Consider the following 690-nt stretch of genomic DNA (forward strand, 5'->3'; position numbering starts at 1 on the left):
GCCCATAGGTCCTCGACGGTTCTTGCGGCCGCTTTCTTCAGGAGGGCCTTGATCTTTGAGAAGGCCATCTCGATCGGATTGAAGTCGGGGCTGTAGGGCGGCAAGAAGAACAACCGCGCGCCTGTGACCTCGATAGCGTGGCGGATCGCGACGGGTTTGTGGGCAGGCAGGTTATCCATGACGACGATGTCTCCCGGCTTCAACGTGGGAGCCAGGACCTGCTCGACATAGGCTAGAAATGCAGTGCCATTCATGGCACCTCCCAGCGTCATGGGCGCTGTGATGCCAGACAACCGCAAGGCGCCAACGAATGTCGTCGTCTTCCAATGTCCATGGGGAACCGGTGCGCGACAACGCTCACCGCGCGGCGAGCGCCCGCGAATTCGGGCCATCTTGGTGGAGACACCAGTCTCGTCGATGAACACCAGGCGCTCTGGATCGAGATCGGGTTGGGCCTCGAACCAGCTCTCCCGCCGATGCTTCACATCGGCGCGTTCCTGTTCGCTGGCATGCGCTGTCTTTTTTTGAACGTGATGGCATTGCGAGCCAGGAAGCGATCAACAGAACTGGTCGACGTTCTCAGAGCGAATGTCTCGTGCAGATGGTCCACGATTTCCGCGAGAGTGAGATCGGGTCTTACCTCCACCAGCTCAAGGATCTCATCGCGAACCGCCTCAAGCGGACTGCGCG

General features: G+C 59.9%; 1 pseudogene. It reads right to left on the reverse strand.

The window, feature by feature from the left end:
- A pseudogene (locus ACXAIC_RS24755) lies at positions 1-690 on the reverse strand (IS630 family transposase); the annotation flags it as partial.

This window comes from Roseibium sp. AWQ4_254 (assembly GCF_056161025.1).